The sequence below is a fragment of the Actinoplanes sp. NPDC048791 genome, from assembly GCF_040650095.1.
GTDB lineage: Bacteria > Actinomycetota > Actinomycetes > Mycobacteriales > Micromonosporaceae > Actinoplanes.
In genome coordinates, this window is record NZ_JBEZGQ010000009.1 from 17861 (window position 1) to 34549 (window position 16689).

Consider the following 16689-nt stretch of genomic DNA (forward strand, 5'->3'; position numbering starts at 1 on the left):
TACGCGCGGATCACGTGGTGATCAGGGTGCCGATCTTCTCGCCGCTCACAGCCCGGACGATCGTGTCGTCGCCCTGGGCGCCGAAGACGAGCATCGGCAGGCCGTTCTCCTCGCAGAGGCTGAACGCGGCCTGGTCGGCGACACGCAGGCCCTGCTGGAGCACGCTGGCGAAGGTGATGTGGTCGATCTTGCGGGCGTCCGGGTCGGTCCGCGGGTCGGCGGTGTAGACCCCGTCGACGCCGTTCTTGCTCATCAGCACGAGGTCGGCGTGGATCTCGAGCGCGCGCTGGGCGGTGACCGTGTCGGTGGAGAAGTACGGCATGCCGGCGCCGGCGCCGAAGATGACGACGCGGCCCTTCTCGAGGTGCCGGATGGCGCGCAGCGGGATGTACGGCTCGGCGACCTGGGCCATCGTGATCGCGGTCTGCACCCGCGTCTCGATGCCCTCCTTCTCGAGGAAGTCCTGCAGGGCCAGGCAGTTCATGACCGTGCCGAGCATGCCCATGTAGTCGGCCCGGTTGCGGTCCATGCCGCGCTTCTGCAGCTCGGCGCCGCGGAAGAAGTTGCCGCCACCGACGACGACCGCGATCTGCACGCCGCGGCGGGTGGCCGTGGCGATCTGCCGGGCGATGCCCTGCACGACGTCGGGATCGACACCCACCGCGCCGCCGCCGAAGACCTCACCGGAGAGCTTCAGCACGACCCGCCGGGGCCGCTCGGCCCGGGGCGCCGTGACCTCGTCCATCACGACAGCCTGCTCGGTCACCATCGTCATGCCGGTCCGCCCTTTCCTTCGCTGACTCCGAGACCCTATGTGACGGGGAGGCCGGGCGCTTGTCTCGCGGCCCGGCCTCCCGCGCAGTGCGCTGGTGCCTGGATTACTCCTGGCCGACCTCGAACCGGACGAAGCGGGTGACTTCGATCCCGGAATCGGCGGTGACCTGCTTGACGGTCTTCTTGTTGTCGGTGACCGACGGCTGCTCCAGCAGGACGAAGTCCTTGAAGAACGAGTTCACCCGGCCCTCGACGATCTTGGGCAGCGCCTGCTCCGGCTTGCCCTCCTCGCGAGCGGTCTGCTCGGCGACGCGCCGCTCCGTCTCGACGGTTTCGGCGGGCACCTCCTCGCGGGTGAGGAACTTCGGCCGCATGGCGGCGATCTGCATGCCGACCGCGCGGGCGTCGTCGACGCCGGCCTCGTCGGACTTGCCGGTGTACTCCACCAGCACGCCGACCTGCGGCGGCAGGTCCTGCGCCTTGCGGTGCAGGTAGACCGCGACGTTGCCGTCGAGGGTGGCGAAGCGGTTGAGCACGATCTTCTCGCCGATCTTGGCCGAGAAGTCCTGGATCACGTCGGCCACGGCGCGGCCGTCGGCCAGCGTGGAGGCCAGCAGCGCGGCGGCGTCGGCCAGCTTGGCCTGCTCACCGTGCTCGACCAGGGTCTGACCCAGCGCGACGAAGTCGGGGGTCTTGGCGACGAAGTCGGTCTCGCAGTTGAGCTCGAGCAGCGCCTTGCCGGAGTGCGCCACGATGCCGTTGGCGGCGGTCCGGCCGGCCCGCTTGCCGACGTCCTTGGCACCCTTGATGCGCAGGAACTCGACGGCCTGGTCGAAGTCACCGTCCGACTCGTCGAGCGCCTTCTTGCAGTCCATCATGCCGGCGCCGGTGAGGTCGCGGAGCTTCTTCACGTCCGCGGCGGTGTAGTTGGCCATGACTCTCTCTCGATGCTTGAGGTCCGGGATCTTCCGGGGGCCGGCCGCCGCGAGCGGCGACCGGCTTCCTTGAAGTTTGTTACTCCGCGGAGGCGGCGACCTTCTGAGGGGCGTCCGGTACGGCGTCGACGGCCGGGGTGGCGTCGTTGCCGGCAACGGCGGGGGCAGCCTCGCCGGCGGCCGGCGCAGCGTCTCCGGCAGCCGGGGCAGCTTCTCCGGCGGCCGGCGCAGCGGCGGTCTCGGTGTCGGCGGCCTTCTTGTCGGCGCCCTCGTAGAGGTCACGCTCCCACTCGGGCAGCGGCTCGCCGGCGGCGACGGTGCCCGGCTCGGGCTTGTCGTCGGCGTTGCCGCGGTTGCGGCCCGAGCGCTTGATCAGACCGTCCGCGACGGCGGCGGCGATGACCTTGGTCAGCAGCTCGGCCGAGCGGATCGCGTCGTCGTTGCCCGGGATCGGGAAGTCGACCTCGTCCGGGTCACAGTTGGTGTCCAGCACCGCGATGACCGGGATGCCCAGCTTGCGGGCCTCGTCGACGGCGATGTGCTCCTTCTTGGTGTCGACGACCCAGATCGCCGACGGCACCTTCGTCATGTCCCGCAGACCACCGAGGGTCTTGGTGAGCTTGGTCTGCTCACGGAACAGCTGAAGGGTCTCCTTCTTGGTGTAGCCGGCGGCGGTACCGGTGAGGTCGCCGATCGCCTCGAGCTCCTTCATGCGCTGGAGCCGCTTGTACACCGTCTGGAAGTTGGTCAGCATGCCACCGAGCCAGCGGTGGTTGACGTACGGCTGGCCCACGCGGGTCGCGTGCTCCGCGATCGCCTCCTGGGCCTGCTTCTTGGTGCCGACGAAGAGGATGTGGCCACCCTCGGCAACGGTGTCGCGGACGTACGCGTAGGCCTTCTCGATGTAGTCGAGGGTCTGGCGCAGGTCGATGATGTAGATGCCGTTGCGCTCCGTCATGATGAATCGCTTCATCTTCGGATTCCAGCGCCGGGTCTGGTGCCCGAAGTGGACACCGCTCTCCAGCAGCTGACGCATGGTCACGACGGCCATGGTGAATTGCTCCCTGCTATTCCCTGGTTGTCACGCTCACCGGCGGTGTGCGTCCTGGCGCCCGGTCGCCGGCCCAGGCGGGCCCGAAAGGAATCGGGACCAGGGAGGACCGTCGCTGACGGCTCATGACCCCTCGCCGGAAGGTGCAGCCGGTGAGTGATCAATCGTGGCTCGTGCAGAAGGCGCGCGAAGTCGACCGCACGGGGCGGTCGCCGTGGACAAGCATACGCCGTGGGCGACGCGGCCCGCTTCCGGGCGGACGCCGCCCGAATTCCGGGCCTTTTGTCGGATTAAGCGACAGCGAGCGCGGCGGCCAGCAGCAGGACCAGACCGATCGGGAGGTACGCGAGCGGCGGCCGCAGCCAGGCGTCCCGGGCACTCGTCCGGCCGCCACCGGCCAGCGAGTACAACCCGAAGCCGGTCAGCGGGAGCCCGAGAGTCAGCAGGACCGCGGGCACGACGCCGCGGGCGGTGGCGTCATCGACGAACGCGGCCCGGATCAACAGCAGCAGCGCCGGGATCAACAGGACGACCGTGACGGCGGCGAACACGATGGCCGAAACCGGACGGCGGGAGCGGTACACCGGATCGGGGGCGCCGGGTCGGACACCGCCGCCCGTCATGGGAACCATGCTGGTCGGTTCGTTGTAGGGGGACGCCGTCGGCGGCGGGGGCTCGGGCGCGGCGCCGTACGTGGTGGTCGTGGTGACCGTGGAGACGGCCGGGGCGTCGGCGAGCGACGTGGCACCGCTGCTCGGCCGGACCGCCGGATACTCGGGCCCGCGCACCGGGATCCGGATCGAGCCGGAATCGGCGGACGACAACGCGTGGCTGCCGGAGGTCGTCACCGGATCGGGTGAGGCATAACCGGCCGGTGGCGCCGAGTACGGGTCGGCGGAGCGCTGGTCCGGCAACCGGAACGCGCCACTGGGGCGCTCGTGCACAGCCGAGTCGTACGGGTTCGTCTCGGGCGCCTGAGCTGCGTACGGGCTCGGGACCTCGGTTGCCCGCTGCCCGGTGTACCAGCTGGGTTCCGGCTCTTCGGCGTACCGGCGATGTCCTTCCACGATTTCGCACCGTAGGTGACGCGGGGTCGGGATGCCACCGCTGGGACCTATCAGATGCCGACGATGACGCTGCGGTTATCCACAATCGCACTCTGTCCACAACCGGTCATGCACGAGGCCCCCGGATGCGCGACGGTCGCCGCCATGACAACGGAGAGAAGGGCGGTCGGCGCGTACGGCGAGCGACTGGCCGAGCGGCACCTGCGCGATCAGGGCCTGGTGGTGCTCGCCCGCAACTGGCGCTGCGCCGAGGGCGAGGTCGACCTGATCCTGCGCGACGGCGACGACGTCGTCTTCTGCGAGGTCAAGACCCGCCGCGGCGCCGCCTTCGGCACACCGGCCGAAGCGATCCGCCCGGCCAAGGTCCGCCGCCTGCGCCGGCTGGCGGCCCGCTGGCTCGAGCAGGCGGGGGTGCACCCCAGAGAAGTCCGCTTCGACGTCGTGGCGGTGCTCCCCCAGCCGCGCGGAGCGACCGTGGTCGAGCACGTCCGAGCGGCGTTCTAGGTGAGCTACGCGCGGGTGCTGTGCGTCGGTCTCGTCGGCGTCGAGGGGCACCTCGTCGAGGTGGAGGCCGACCTGTCGCCCGGCCTGCCGGCGGTGGTCCTGACCGGCCTGCCGGACACAGCGCTGCACGAGGCCCGCGACCGGGTGCGGGCCGCGGTGGTCAACTCGGGTCAGAGCTGGCCCAACAGGCGCATCACGGTGAACCTGCTGCCGGCCACAGTGCCCAAGCACGGCAGCGCGTTCGACTTGTCGATCGCATGTGCGCTGCTGGCCGGGGCGGGCGAGCTGCCGCCGGCGCCGCTGGAGGGCGTGGTGGTGCTGGGCGAGCTCGGCCTGGACGGCACGGTGCGACCGATCCGCGGAGTGCTGCCGATGGTGGCGGCGGCCGCGCGGGCGGGGATCAGCCGGGTGATCGTGCCGCTGGGCAACGCCCGCGAGGCGACGGTGGTGCCCGGGATGACGGTTCGTGGGGTCGACTCGCTGCACCGGCTGGTCGCGTACGTCCGGGGCGAGGACCGCCTGCTGGAGCCGCCACCCGCGCAGCCGCCGCCCGCACCCGGCGGACCCGACCTGGCCGACGTGGCCGGTCAGGAGCTGGGCCGATACGCCCTCGAGGTGGCGGCCGCGGGCGGGCACCACCTCGCGCTGATCGGCCCGCCCGGCGCGGGAAAGACGATGCTGGCTGAGCGCCTGCCGTCACTGCTGCCCGAGCTGGATGACACGTCGGCCCTGGAAGTGACGGCACTGCAGTCGATCGCGGGCGTCCTCCCACCGGACGGCGGCCTGGTACGCCGTCCCCCGTTCCAGGCGCCCCACCACAGCGCGAGCCTGGCGGCACTGGTCGGCGGAGGTTCGGGGCTGGCCCGCCCGGGCGCGCTGTCCCTGGCGCACCGCGGGGTCCTGTTCCTGGACGAGGCACCGGAGTTCGCCAACGCGACGTTGCAGGCGCTGCGGCAGCCGCTGGAGAGCGGGCGGGTGCGGCTGGCCCGGGCCCGGGGCAGCACCGAATATCCGGCCCGGGTGCAGGTGGTGCTGGCGGCGAACCCGTGCCCGTGCGCGAACCCGGCGGGAGACCAGTTCTGCGTGTGCTCGGCGACGGCCCGCCGCCGGTACCTGGCCAAGCTGTCCGGTCCCCTGCTGGACCGGATCGACATCCAGATCCGGATCCAGCCGCTGAGCGCCGCCCAGCTGATGACGACCGCCGGGCCGGCCGAGTCGTCCGCCCTGGTGGCTGCACGGGTGGCCGAGGCGCGGGCGGTGGCGGCTGAGCGGTGGTCGGAGGCGGGGTGGCGGGTGAACGCGGACGTGCCGGGGTCGCACCTGCGACGGCCGCCGTGGCGACTGGCAGCCCGGGACACGGCGGCATTGCGGGCGGGGCTGGACCGGGGGTCGCTGTCGGCGCGGGGATTCGACCGGATCTTGCGACTGGCGTGGTCGATCGCGGATCTGGACGGGCGGGAGCGGCCGACGGGCTCCGATGTCCATGAGGCGGCACAACTACGAATGGGAGAGGCCCATGACCAAAGAGACCAGACCTGACCAGCAGCTGTCGCCGCGGGCTGCGCCATCCCCGCCACGGGATGCCCTGCAATCCCCTCCGCCGTCCTCGCCGCGCGATGCCCTGCAAACCGCGGCGCTGGCCTTGCCACGGGTTGTTGTGGAGTCTGTTGCGGCGCCGGAGCCGGCTGCGGTGGGCGCGGAGCTGGCGCCGGTTGTCCAGCTGTGGCCGGATGGCCGCTCGGGTGCCGTGATCAGATGGCCGCTCGGCGGGCGGCACCGCCGCCGACGCCGTCCCTGGCTGACGCTCACCTCGCAGATCCCGTCCGGGGACGACGACGGCGGGAGGGCGGCATGAGCGGCGGGTCGCAGCCCGGCGACGACGCCGACCGGATGGCGCGGGTCGCCCTCACCTGGCTCGCCGAGCCCGGCAACCGGGCCGTTTGGCAGCTCGTACAGGCGGGAGGCGCCGAGGCCACCCTCAACCGGCTGCTGGACGGGGACGTCCCGGAGGCGACATTGCGCGCCGCGGTCATCTCCCGGTCGAGCGCCGGCGACCCGCGCAGGCTGGCCGAGGCGGCGCTACGTCGCGCAGACCGGCTCGGCGCCCGCGTGGTGGTCCCCGCCGATCCGGAGTGGCCGGCTGGAGTGGACACGCTCAGCACCCTCGAACTCGACGGCGGCGACCGGATCAACCGGGACGTCCGCCCGCCGCTGTGCCTGTGGGTCCGGGGCGCGCGGCGGCTCGATGAGGCGTTCGCTCGATCGGTCGCGGTGGTGGGCGCCCGCGCGGCGACCAGCTACGGCCTCCACGTGACGAACGAGCTCGCGTACGGGCTGGCGGAGCACGGCTGGACGGTGGTGTCCGGCGGCGCGTTCGGCATCGACGCGGCGGCGCACCGGGCGGCGCTGACGGCGGACGGGCTGACGGTTGCCGTGCTGGCGTGCGGGGTCGACCGGCCGTACCCGGTGGGGAACTCCGCCATGTTCGAGCAGATAGCCGAAAGCGGTCTGCTGATGAGCGAGTGGCCGCCGGGCTCGGACCCGCTGCGCCACCGGTTCCTGATCCGCAACCGGGTCATCGCGGCGGCGACAGCGGGAACGGTCATCGTCGAGGCGGCCGCCCGTAGCGGCGCGGTGCAGACCTTGAGCAGGACGGTCGCGCTGGGACGGCGGGCCATGGTCGTACCGGGCCCGGTGACATCAGCGATGTCGGTGGGCTGTCATGAGCTGCTGCGCCGGCATCCCGAGACGGTGGTCGTGACCGGTACGACTCAGGTGCTCGAAGAGGTCGGCCGGATCGGCGAGTACCTGGCGGAGATACCGCGGGGCCGGGATCACGTCCGGGACGACCTGGACGAGGATTCCGCGCTGGTGCTGGAGGCGATCCCCCGCCGCGGAACGGTCGGCCCGGAGGAACTGGCGGCAAGAGCAGGGCTGGGCGTACGCACGGTGCTGCGCCGGCTCTCGCTGCTGGAGATGGCCGGCCTGGTGGTACGCCGGAGCGACGGCGTGGCACTGGCCCGCCCGACCAGGCGAGCGCCGCCGGGTCCGGTGTAGACGGCGGCGTCAGGCCTCGACGTCGTCGACGTCCCGCCGGTGCGCCTTCATCCAGGCCTCGACGTCCTCGGTCGTCCAGACCTTGCCCTGGGCCAGATCAGCGACAGGCGCGGGAAAGTCCGCCCTGCTGGTGATCTGGTACGCGCGCTGACGACTGACCCCACCCAGGCGTAGGCGGATCTCGTGCGCGCCCATCAATCGAATCGGCTTGCTTCCCACATGATCGACCGTAGACGTATGACTATTAGTCATGGGTCAACTTCACAAACGACAGCTAGTCGCTGGTCAACTAGGTTGGCCGCATGACTCCCCACGCCGACCGGTCACCGGGTGCCCGGCCGCACGACTCCCCGGCCCTGCCCGGGTTCCCGGCCTCGCATCACTACCCGGCCCCGCGCGACTTTCCAGCCCAGCGCGGGTTCCGGGCTTTGCGGGGGTTCTCGGCCTTGCGCTCTTCCCCGGCCTCGCACAACTTCCCGGCCCCGCACGACTACCCGGCCCCGCGCGGCTACCCGGCCCCGCGCGGCTTTCCGGCCCCGCGCTGGTTCCCGGGCTGGCGCGGATTCCCGGCCCTGCGCGGATTCCCGACCCTGCGCGGATTCCCGGCCATTTCGCACGGGCGCAGCTTCGAGAGCCAGTAGCCGGATGACCATTCCCGACAAGCGGTCCCCGGAAAGGCGGCCGGATGAGCATTCGTCGCAGGCGGCGTCTTGACCCGGTCCCGCACGAGCCGTCCCACAGACGCCTCTGGCAGTCGTGGTGGCGACGGTGCTCGTGCGGACTCCGAGCCCCGTGCGTGGACCGCCTGGTCCCCGCACCGCGACTACCGTTCCCTCCGGCCCGGAACGACCGAAGTGCACCGGTCACCGACCCGCAGCCGGGCGGCGACACCGGAGACATCAGCACGCCGAACGTCGCGAGTGCCCGGCACCAGGCGAGCCGGCCAGCAGGCACACCGACCAGGCGCGACGTGGCTCGCAAGTTCATCCGCCGCGCGCTGGCGCATCAGGACGCCAGGCACAAGATCGCCCAGGCGGCACGCCTGGCGCACCACGACGCCCAGCACGAGATCGCAAAGGCGGCGCACCAAGACGCCAGGCACGAGATCGCCGAGGCGGCGCACCAAGACGCCAGCCACGAGTTCGCCCAGGCGGCACCCCTGGCGCACCAGGACGCCAGGCACAAGATCGCCGAGGCGGCGCGCGGGACGAATGTCAACGCGCCCGCGCCCGGCAGTTATGCGGCCCTCACGCATGTCAGCGGTGACAGCCGACCAGAAGCGATCGGCGACGTCGCCGCGAGCGCGGATGTCGCCAAGCCGCGCTTTCCCCACCCCGCCGCGCAGATCGGCGGGTTGTTCGACGGGCTGGTGCTGGTCGACCCCGGGCCCGTGTCCCCGACGTGGTGGCGACCGGAACCGGACCTCGACCCAGGCGAGGACACCCGGCGGATGCGCGCCGGTGTCGCCCGCTGAGCACTCGGCCGGGAGCCGGCACCGGTCACGACTCCGCTACCGCGAACACCTCACGGAGGAAGGAACATCGTCATGCCGTCAGCGGAGCCGACGCGGCTCACCGACGACCTGTGGCTCGCCGCGCACGACGGCGTCAAAGGCGCTCGCTTGATCGGGGACTGGCCGCTCGGGGTCGGGCTGGCCACCGGGTTGCTCGCCGAACTCATCCACGGCGGGTTTCTGGAGCTGTGCGAGGGCGAACTGTTCCGCATCCAGGACACCGTGGCCGCCCTGCCGAGCGATCCTGCGCTGCGCCCGGTGCTGGTCACGATGCAGGCCGAAGAGCAGACCTGGCCTGCCCCGCCGGCTCCTGTGCAGGTACGGGCGACAGCGCACGAGGAGCAGTGGGGCCCACGGGCCTGGGAGCGCGGCGCCTGGCCACCGCCGGTGCAGCAGGAGACGCGGCACCGCCGGCCCGGCCATCCGCTCAACGCGTGGATCTCTTACCTGGCCTACGACAGCCGTGCGGAGGCTCGAGTTCTCGACCGGCTGTCCCGCACCGGCCTGGTTCAGCGCGAGGAGCACCGCCGGCTCTTCGGCGGCACCACGGTGCGATACGTGCCCTTTGACTCCTACGCCTCCGGGACACCGGCGAACACGATCACGCACGCCGTGCAGACCGGCCGAACCTTGCCCTGGGCCGACGTCATTCTCGCGGGTCTGTTCCTGGCTACCGGGCTGCACCACCACGCGCTGGCCACGCTGTCGCCGTACGAGCGGTCTTTGCTCACCCAGCAGATCCGGACCGGCCTGGCCGACCCGGGCGGGTCCGGCGTCAAGGCGATGTTGCGAGAGCTGCTGCACGCGGCGGACGCCGCGATCGGCGAGGCCGCGATGCGCTGACCACCCGATGCATTCCCTACCCCTCAACCCTTTTGCAGGAGGAACCCCCGGTGTCCGCACCTCCCACTGTCCAGACCGGCATCTCGTACGCGCTCGCCCGTAACCGCCTCGGCCCGTTCGCGATCGGCTCGGCCATCGCCTCGTCCGTGGCGCCGCTGACCGTCATCACCCTGGTCGTGCCCCTCGCCTTGGCGGCGACCGGCCTACTCGGTTTCCCGATCGCGATCATCGCCGTCGCTGCCATCCTGATGATCTACGCCGTCGGCTACCTCGCGATGGCCCGGCACATCCCCAACGCCGGCGCGTTCTACGCCTACGTCGCCCACGGCATCGGCCGCCCCTTCGGCGTCGGCACCTCCTGGTTTGCCCTCGCCACCTACACCAGCTTCCAACTGTGCTGCTACGGCGCGTTCGGCGCCGCGATCGGCGCCCCGCTGCTCAGCGACTGGCTCGGCTTCGACGTGCACTGGTTCATCCCCGCCGTCCTCGCCTGGGCCCTGGTCGCCCTGCTCGGCGCCAACGAGGTCAAACTCTCCGGCTACGTCCTGGTCTTCCTGGTCGTCGCCGAAACCGTCCTGGTCGTGCTCTACAGCCTGGCCATCATGCTCACCTCCGGCTTCGCGTTCTCCGGCGCCGCGATGAACATCAGCGACCTGTCCGGACCCAGCCTCGGCGTGCTGATCGTGCTCGGCGCGACCTCGTTCGCCGGCGTCGAACAATCTGTGGTCTACATCGAGGAAAGCAAAGACCCCCGACGCACCATCCCGACCGCCACCTACGTCACCATCGCCGTCATCGGCGCCGCCTACGCCCTCGCGTCCTGGGTGCAGATCTCCGCCGCCGGACCCAAGCCCATCGACCGGGCCACCGCCGAAGGCGCCGACCTGTTCTTCAACGAAGCCACCGTCATGCTCGGCCACGCCGCAGTCACCGTCGGGAAGATCCTGCTCGGCACCGGCCTGATCGCCGCACTGCTGGCCTTCCACAACGCCATCGCCCGCTACACCTTCGCCCTCGGACGCGAAGGCGTCCTCCCCCGGCTGTTCGGCCGCACCACCATCAAAGGCGCACCCCGCAACGCTTCCCTGGCCCAGACCACTCTCGCCCTGGCCGTGCTGATCCTGTACGCGATCGCCGGCTGGGATCCCCTCGTGCAGTTGTTCTACTGGGGCTCCACCACCGGCGGCCTGGGCATCCTGCTGCTCTACACCCTGACCAGCATCGCCGTCATCGGCTTCTTCACCGGCAACACCCACGGCGAAAACCTGTGGCAACGCCGCATCGCACCCCTGCTCGCCACCGCCATCCTGCTGGCCGTCGCCTACCTCGCGATCGACAACCTCGCCGGCCTCTACGGCGTCACCCCCGGCACCGGCCCCGCCCGCATCGTGCCCATCGCCCTGCTGCTGATCTTCGCCGCCGGCACCGCCTGGGGACTGATCCTGCGACGCACCCGGCCCGACGTCTACGAGGGCATCGGTCGCGGTGCCCGCAGCGCCACCGCCTCCACCTCCGGCCTGTCCGCCATCCTCTGATCGAAAGGGCTCACCCGCATGACCAGCACCGACACCACCCCGACGCTGCGCCTCGCCGGCCCGGACGACACCGACACCGTGGCCGACATCGTCGCCGACGCGTTCGATCACCTGAAGGTCATCCACTACCTCGTCCCCGACCCGTCCCGCCGCCGGACGATCACCCGGGACTGGTACCGGCTCTACATCGCCCACGCCATCAACGGCGCGGGACAGGTCGTTGTGACCACAGACGCCGGCGCCGCCGCCGTCTGGTTCGACCGCACCCACGAGGCGCACGAGCCCGAGGGATACGAGAAACACCTCGCAGCTCTCGCCGGCGAGCACCTGCCCCGGTTCCAGCACCTCGATCTGCAGATGGAAGCCCACCACCCCACCGACCCGCACTGGCACCTGCTGTTCCTCGCCGTACGCCCCGACCGGTGGAGCCAAGGGCTGGGCAGCCGGCTGATGGACCACACCCACAGCGGGCTCGACGCCGACGGCGGCATCCCCGCCTACCTGGAGGCCACCGGCCTGCAGAACCGGGCCCTGTACCGGCGGCACGGCTACCAGGACATGAACCCGCCCACCATCACGGTCACGGGCGACACGGTGCTGTACCGCATGTGGAGGCCTGCGCAGAACGGCTGACGAGCCCGGCCCCAGACCCACAACCCACGTTCGATCAAGGACCCCTATCGCCATGACGAAACCCTCACCCGACTCACGCGACCCCGACGCCCTGATGGCGGAGCGGCGACGTGACCTCGAACGTCAAGTCGCCTCATACGGCGAGAATCCGATCGACGTATCCCGCCCGTCGCCGGCCCGCCGCTACAACGACCTGCAGGGCGGCAAGGACAACTTCCAGGCCGACCGTGACTCCGCCGCGAAGTTGCAGAAGGCCCTGCCCAGCATCCGCCTGGCCGCCAAGGAACTTCGCCGGTGCATGGAGCGCCAGGTCGCCTACCTCGCCGAGCGGGGCGTGCGGCAGTTCCTCGACATCGGATGCGGGTTGCCGCAGGAACCGAACGTGCACGAGGTCGCCCAGGCCGTCGACCCCAGCAGCCGCATCTTGTACGTCGACTGCGACGAACTGGTCGGCTCCCACTCCCGCGCGCTGCTCATCGGCACGCCGGAAGGCACGATCCAGTTCCTGGACGGCGACCTGACCGACATCGGTACGGTCCTGAGCCACGAGACCACCCGCGCGGTGCTCGACTTCAACCAGCCGATCGCGGTGCTGCTCCTGGCCGTGCTGCACTTCATCGTCGACGACCAGCAGGCGTACGCGGCCGTCGACCAGCTCAGAGCCGCCCTGGCCCCCGGCTCGTACGTGGCCCTGACCCACGTCACCTACGACCCGCTCGACCCTGGGACAGCCGCGCATCTCGCCGAGCTGGCGGCGAGCATGGAGCACGGACCGTTCAAGGCCCGCACTCGCCCGGAGGTCGCAGCGTTCCTCAGCGGATTGGAGCTGGTCGAGCCGGGCGTGGTGTCGACCGTCGAGTGGCTCCCGGAACGCGATCCGAAGCCGCAGGCGGCCCCGCACCAGGCCGTCGCGTATGCCGGAATCGGTCGCCTGCCGTCATCATGACCCCGCACCGCCGATACCCGCCAAGCTGCGGCACAGCCTGCAACGCAGCCAAGATTTGACCGGCCCTCAGGTCACATAGGCCCTCAAAGCGGGCCAACGTGCTCCGTGTCGCGTGTTTCTTGCATTTGCACGTGCATGCACGCGTGCAGATGGCATTGCATGGATGCCTTGAGGGCGGCACGATATCCGGCGTGGTCATGCCAGGAAACCGTTGTCGTCACCAGCCGGAGCGCCGCCGCCGATTCATCACAAGGCGTCGCTCCGGCCGGAGCCTTGCCGTTCCGCTGCTCGTCAACCTTCTGCTGCTGGGCTTCTCGATCGTCGCCGCAGTCCTCGGAGAGTCTGCGCTCGCGCTGGTCGCCGGAACCGGCGGCGTCGGCCTGTCCCGCGAGATCGCCCGGCGCATCCTGTCCACATAGGCCTGCGGGCGTCCACGAAGTCACTCGTCCAGGTGACGAGAGCTGTGCCGGTCATGCCCGGCTCCGGCCACCAACCGGCCGGCCCATCACCTCGAACCCGGAGAATCGAATGTCCACGATCCTGACGTCGCAACCCAGCGCCAAAGGACGTCCCGACGATGCACGCGAGGTGCTGGGCCGCCGGTTGCGGTCCCTGCGCGAAGCCAAGGGCCTGACCCCGATCGAGGCGGGCCGGCACATCGGCGGCTCAGGATCGAAGATCAGCCGTATCGAATGGGGCCGGATCAAGGCCAAAGCCGACGACGTCTACCAACTGCTGTTCCTGTACGGCGTCACCGACCCCCACGAACGCAAGGCCCTCCTCGAACTCGCCCGCCGGCTGGAGACCCGCCAGTGGTGGGACGCCTACGGCGATCTCCTCGACGGGTGGTTCTGCTCGTACCTCGTGCTGGAGTCCATCGCCCAGCACATCCGCACCTACGAAGTGCGCTTCGTCCCCGGTCTCCTGCAAACGCCCGCGTACGCGGAAGCGGTCATCCGCCTCCACCACACCGACCCGGACCAGGTCCGCCGACGCGTCGACGTCCGCATGCAACGACAGCACGCCCTGCTCAACAACAAGACCCCGCAGCTGTGGGCGGTGATCGACCAGGCCGCCCTGGCCGAAGCGGCCCTGCCGGACGGCATCGCCGGCCCGAAGGTCATGCGCGACCAGATTGCCTTTCTGGAGAAAGCGATCCAGCACCGCAACGTCAACATCCAGATCCTGCGGCCCGGCGCCGGAGGACGCGTCGGCGTGGCGACCTCGTTCTCCCTGTTACGGAACAAGGGCCTACCGGACGTCGCCTATCTGGAGCACATCGGCAGCGCCTTCTTCCTCGACGACCCGACCGTTTCCGAGCCCTACGAGATCACCATGAGCCGACTGGCCGTCGCGGCCGGCCGTCCTGAGGACACCCCGCAAATCCTCACCGAGGCACTGAAGGCCATCGGCGGAGAATGACGAAGCGACAGCACCGCGCGACTTACGACCACGGCCCCGACCGGGCATCTGTCATTCGCCCGTCTCGGGCTGCCCGCCGTCCCGAGCCGAACCCGCTCCCTGATCACGTCGATAGTTGTAAACGATGAAGCCGCTGTAGTCCGCCACGGTGTCGTACAGCGCGCGCCCATCACGATTGTCCAACGTGGTGTTCCAGTACATACGCGGCGCGTCGTGTTTCTCCGCGTCTCGTGCGACCCAGTGCAGAATGGCCGTCGCGACGCCCCGCCGCCGAGCCCCCGGAGCCACGAACAGGTCGGCCAGATAGCACCGGCCAGCTCCCCAGAGGCTGGTGTGGAAGTAGTAGTGAGCCAGCCCCACCATTGCCCCGTCAACCCGGGCAGCAGCCCCGCGGATCTCATCGCGGGCGACCAGCCGGCGCCAGGTCCGGTCGTAGAGGGCATTACTGATCTCAGTGCCGAAGTGCTCGTTGTAGCGCCGGGTCAGAGCCTCCCACTCACTGTGATCCTCTTCGCCCAGGAGGCTGATCTCCACCATCCCGCCCATCCGCACCGCCGCCCACCGTCTGAATGTAAATACAATGACGTACCGTGAATGTCATGATCGACCCCTCGGCCGACCGCGCGGTTTTCCGCCAGCTCGCCGATCTCCTGCGCGACCAGATCCAGTCGGGCGCGCTCGCGCCCGGCGAGCCGCTGCCCAGCGAACTGCGTCTGGCCCAGGAGCACGGCATCAGCCGCACCACCGTGCGCCAGGCGATCGGCCAGCTCCGCACCGAAGGCCTGGTCACGGTCGACCGGCCACGAGGGACATTCGTCCGCGTCCCGGAGCCGACCGAGCTCATCACCCTGCGCCGCGGCGAGAAGGCCGGCGCCCGCATGCCGACCGACGCGGAGCGCCGCGCCTACCGCCTCGCCGAAGGCGTCCCGGTCCTGGTGATCACGGCACCCGACGGCACCACGACCGTGCACCCGGCAGACCGGGTCCAGCTGACCCGTCCTTGAGCCCGGCGCAGCCCCCTACTTCCGGGTCCGGCGGCGGTATCCGTGGGCCACGTCCCACGACTCGATGACCAGGTGATCCGCGGGCACCCCGAGATACGTGAGGGACACCTCCGTCACGTCGATGCGGAAGTAGCCCGACCCCGGCACCGGCTCCTCCACCGGTGCCGGCGTCTCCACCGCCTTACCGGCCAGCTTCGCGTCGCCGGGCCACTGATCCGGTGCGTCCGCCGGCGGCTCCAAGGTCGGGCTGTGCACCGCCATCCGTGGATCGCGCCGGACGTCGAGCAGCTTCATCGAGCCGCCCATCATGCCGAACGTCACTTCGCCGTTGTCGAACTTCAGCTCCGTCGCACTGATCCGCGGCGCACCGTCCCGCCGCAACGTCGCGATCGTCTTGTTGGTCCCGGCGTCGAAACGCGCCCGCACCTTCGCCGCGAACTCGGCGAACTCGTCTTCGATCTCCTGCCACCTCGCCATGCACCGACCCTATGAGCCGGGTCTGACAAAAACTCAGAACAGGTTGTACTGCTCGATCGCGACCGTGAAGCCGTGACCGGACTCCGTGTTCTCGCAGCGCATCGCCTTGCTGTCACTGCTGCACAGGAAGTCCCCGGCCCGCAGCGACTTGCCGTAGGCGAGCATCTCCTTTCCACCCAGCACAGTGTCACCGGCACACGTGAAGGTCGCCTCTTCCGTCTGATGCACGGAGACGCCCGAACCCCAGTCGAGATCACAGTCAGCCGGCGCCGGCGGTGGCTGCCAGTTCTTGCGGACGATGTCGCAGCGGGCCCCCGACTTGTCGAGGTAGCAGCCGATGTTCCCGGACGGCGACACGAAGTTCGCCTCGCTGACCTTCTCCGGCGGCTCCGGTGACGGCGACGCGGCTCCGGGCGGCGGCGCGTCACCCAGCGCCGCGTTCGTGGCCACCACCTGGGTGGTCGGTCGCGGCTCCACCGGATCCGGCGACGCCGAACATGCCGTCAGGGCCGCCATCAGCGTGATCACCCCGCCCAGCCCGGCCCATCCGCGCGCTGCTGACACGTCACCTCCCAAAGGCGGAATGATAAGGGCGTGGAGCAAGAACAGTGAGCACCCGCGACGTACACGAATCGCTGCCGCCCGCGATGCGCGCAGCGGTCGACGACTTCGCCGTGCACCTGGCCCGCGTCGACAATCGGTCCGCGCACACTGTGCGGGCATATGTCGGGGATGTCGTCTCACTGCTCGACCATGCGGCGGCTGCCGGCTGTGCCGCCCCGGCCGATCTGGACATCACGGTGCTGCGGGGCTGGCTCGCGCAGCGGATGACCGACGGCGCCGCGCGTACCTCTCAGGCTCGCCGGGCCGCCGCGGCCCGGACCTTCACCGCCTGGGCGCACCGGTCCGGGCTCTGCCCGGCCGACGC

21 protein-coding genes are annotated in these 16689 nt (G+C 70.5%); 13 read left to right on the top strand and 8 right to left on the bottom strand.

What is annotated here, in order from left to right; genetic code table 11:
• Positions 1-10 precede the first annotated feature (10 nt).
• The 4 genes from pyrH to AB0C29_RS02010 form a co-directional block, all read right to left on the bottom strand.
• On the bottom strand, positions 11-775 hold the full coding sequence (pyrH, locus tag AB0C29_RS01995) for a UMP kinase (RefSeq protein WP_360549890.1): 765 nt from the start codon (positions 773-775) through the stop codon (positions 11-13).
• 103 nt (positions 776-878) lie between these two features.
• Positions 879-1709: a translation elongation factor Ts gene (gene tsf, locus AB0C29_RS02000; RefSeq protein WP_360814028.1), complete on the bottom strand. Its 831-nt coding sequence runs from the start codon at positions 1707-1709 to the stop codon at positions 879-881.
• 79 nt (positions 1710-1788) lie between these two features.
• On the bottom strand, positions 1789-2760 hold the full coding sequence (gene rpsB / locus AB0C29_RS02005) for a 30S ribosomal protein S2 (RefSeq protein WP_360814030.1): 972 nt from the start codon (positions 2758-2760) through the stop codon (positions 1789-1791).
• Positions 2761-3050: 290 nt separating this feature from the next.
• On the bottom strand, positions 3051-3827 hold the full coding sequence (locus AB0C29_RS02010) for a hypothetical protein (protein WP_360814032.1): 777 nt from the start codon (positions 3825-3827) through the stop codon (positions 3051-3053).
• A 144-nt stretch (positions 3828-3971) separates the two neighbouring features.
• Between AB0C29_RS02010 and AB0C29_RS02015 the strand changes: the two genes are divergently transcribed.
• The 3 genes from AB0C29_RS02015 (at position 3972) to dprA (ending at position 7388) form a co-directional block, all read left to right on the top strand.
• Entirely contained in the window at positions 3972-4331 is a 360-nt protein-coding gene (locus tag AB0C29_RS02015) for a YraN family protein (RefSeq protein WP_360814034.1), read from the top strand.
• Positions 4332-5870: a YifB family Mg chelatase-like AAA ATPase gene (locus AB0C29_RS02020; protein ID WP_360814036.1), complete on the top strand. Its 1539-nt coding sequence runs from the start codon at positions 4332-4334 to the stop codon at positions 5868-5870.
• 312 nt (positions 5871-6182) lie between these two features.
• Positions 6183-7388: a DNA-processing protein DprA gene (gene dprA, locus AB0C29_RS02025; protein ID WP_360814038.1), complete on the top strand. Its 1206-nt coding sequence runs from the start codon at positions 6183-6185 to the stop codon at positions 7386-7388.
• A 9-nt stretch (positions 7389-7397) separates the two neighbouring features.
• Here dprA and AB0C29_RS02030 read toward each other — a convergent pair whose 3' ends face one another.
• On the bottom strand, positions 7398-7583 hold the full coding sequence (locus tag AB0C29_RS02030; protein ID WP_360814040.1) for a DNA-binding protein: 186 nt from the start codon (positions 7581-7583) through the stop codon (positions 7398-7400).
• A 107-nt stretch (positions 7584-7690) separates the two neighbouring features.
• Here AB0C29_RS02030 and AB0C29_RS02035 point away from each other — a divergent pair, with 107 nt between their 5' ends.
• The 8 genes from AB0C29_RS02035 to AB0C29_RS02070 all read left to right on the top strand — a co-directional run bounded on the left by AB0C29_RS02035 (position 7691) and on the right by AB0C29_RS02070 (position 14280).
• Complete coding sequence (locus tag AB0C29_RS02035) at positions 7691-8029, top strand: hypothetical protein (protein ID WP_360814042.1); 339 nt, start codon at positions 7691-7693, stop codon at positions 8027-8029.
• A 329-nt stretch (positions 8030-8358) separates the two neighbouring features.
• On the top strand, positions 8359-8862 hold the full coding sequence (locus AB0C29_RS02040; protein WP_360814044.1) for an SAM-dependent methyltransferase: 504 nt from the start codon (positions 8359-8361) through the stop codon (positions 8860-8862).
• A 72-nt stretch (positions 8863-8934) separates the two neighbouring features.
• Entirely contained in the window at positions 8935-9744 is an 810-nt protein-coding gene (locus tag AB0C29_RS02045; protein WP_360814046.1) for a GPP34 family phosphoprotein, read from the top strand.
• Positions 9745-9794: 50 nt separating this feature from the next.
• Positions 9795-11279, top strand: a complete 1485-nt coding sequence (locus AB0C29_RS02050) for an APC family permease (protein WP_360814048.1) — start codon at positions 9795-9797, stop codon at positions 11277-11279.
• A gap of 18 nt (positions 11280-11297) precedes the next feature.
• Positions 11298-11912: a GNAT family N-acetyltransferase gene (locus AB0C29_RS02055; protein ID WP_360814050.1), complete on the top strand. Its 615-nt coding sequence runs from the start codon at positions 11298-11300 to the stop codon at positions 11910-11912.
• Between the two features lie 52 nt (positions 11913-11964).
• Positions 11965-12858 carry an SAM-dependent methyltransferase gene (locus tag AB0C29_RS02060; protein ID WP_360814052.1) on the top strand — a complete coding sequence of 298 codons (894 nt, stop codon included), beginning with the start codon at positions 11965-11967 and terminating at the stop codon, positions 12856-12858.
• Between the two features lie 131 nt (positions 12859-12989).
• Complete coding sequence (locus AB0C29_RS02065) at positions 12990-13277, top strand: hypothetical protein (RefSeq protein WP_360814053.1); 288 nt, start codon at positions 12990-12992, stop codon at positions 13275-13277.
• Positions 13278-13386: 109 nt separating this feature from the next.
• Positions 13387-14280: a helix-turn-helix transcriptional regulator gene (locus AB0C29_RS02070; RefSeq protein ID WP_360814055.1), complete on the top strand. Its 894-nt coding sequence runs from the start codon at positions 13387-13389 to the stop codon at positions 14278-14280.
• A 51-nt stretch (positions 14281-14331) separates the two neighbouring features.
• Here AB0C29_RS02070 and AB0C29_RS02075 read toward each other — a convergent pair whose 3' ends face one another.
• Positions 14332-14817, bottom strand: a complete 486-nt coding sequence (locus AB0C29_RS02075) for a GNAT family N-acetyltransferase (protein ID WP_360814057.1) — start codon at positions 14815-14817, stop codon at positions 14332-14334.
• A gap of 62 nt (positions 14818-14879) precedes the next feature.
• Here AB0C29_RS02075 and AB0C29_RS02080 point away from each other — a divergent pair, with 62 nt between their 5' ends.
• Positions 14880-15284, top strand: a complete 405-nt coding sequence (locus AB0C29_RS02080; protein WP_360549911.1) for a winged helix-turn-helix domain-containing protein — start codon at positions 14880-14882, stop codon at positions 15282-15284.
• 15 nt (positions 15285-15299) lie between these two features.
• Here AB0C29_RS02080 and AB0C29_RS02085 read toward each other — a convergent pair whose 3' ends face one another.
• Both AB0C29_RS02085 and AB0C29_RS02090 read right to left on the bottom strand, forming a co-directional pair.
• Positions 15300-15761: a pyridoxamine 5'-phosphate oxidase family protein gene (locus AB0C29_RS02085; RefSeq protein ID WP_360814059.1), complete on the bottom strand. Its 462-nt coding sequence runs from the start codon at positions 15759-15761 to the stop codon at positions 15300-15302.
• Between the two features lie 33 nt (positions 15762-15794).
• Complete coding sequence (locus AB0C29_RS02090; RefSeq protein WP_360814061.1) at positions 15795-16325, bottom strand: DUF6636 domain-containing protein; 531 nt, start codon at positions 16323-16325, stop codon at positions 15795-15797.
• An 83-nt stretch (positions 16326-16408) separates the two neighbouring features.
• Here AB0C29_RS02090 and AB0C29_RS02095 point away from each other — a divergent pair.
• Positions 16409-16689 (top strand): site-specific integrase (locus tag AB0C29_RS02095; protein WP_360814063.1); only part of this gene is annotated, 281 nt, incomplete at its 3' end.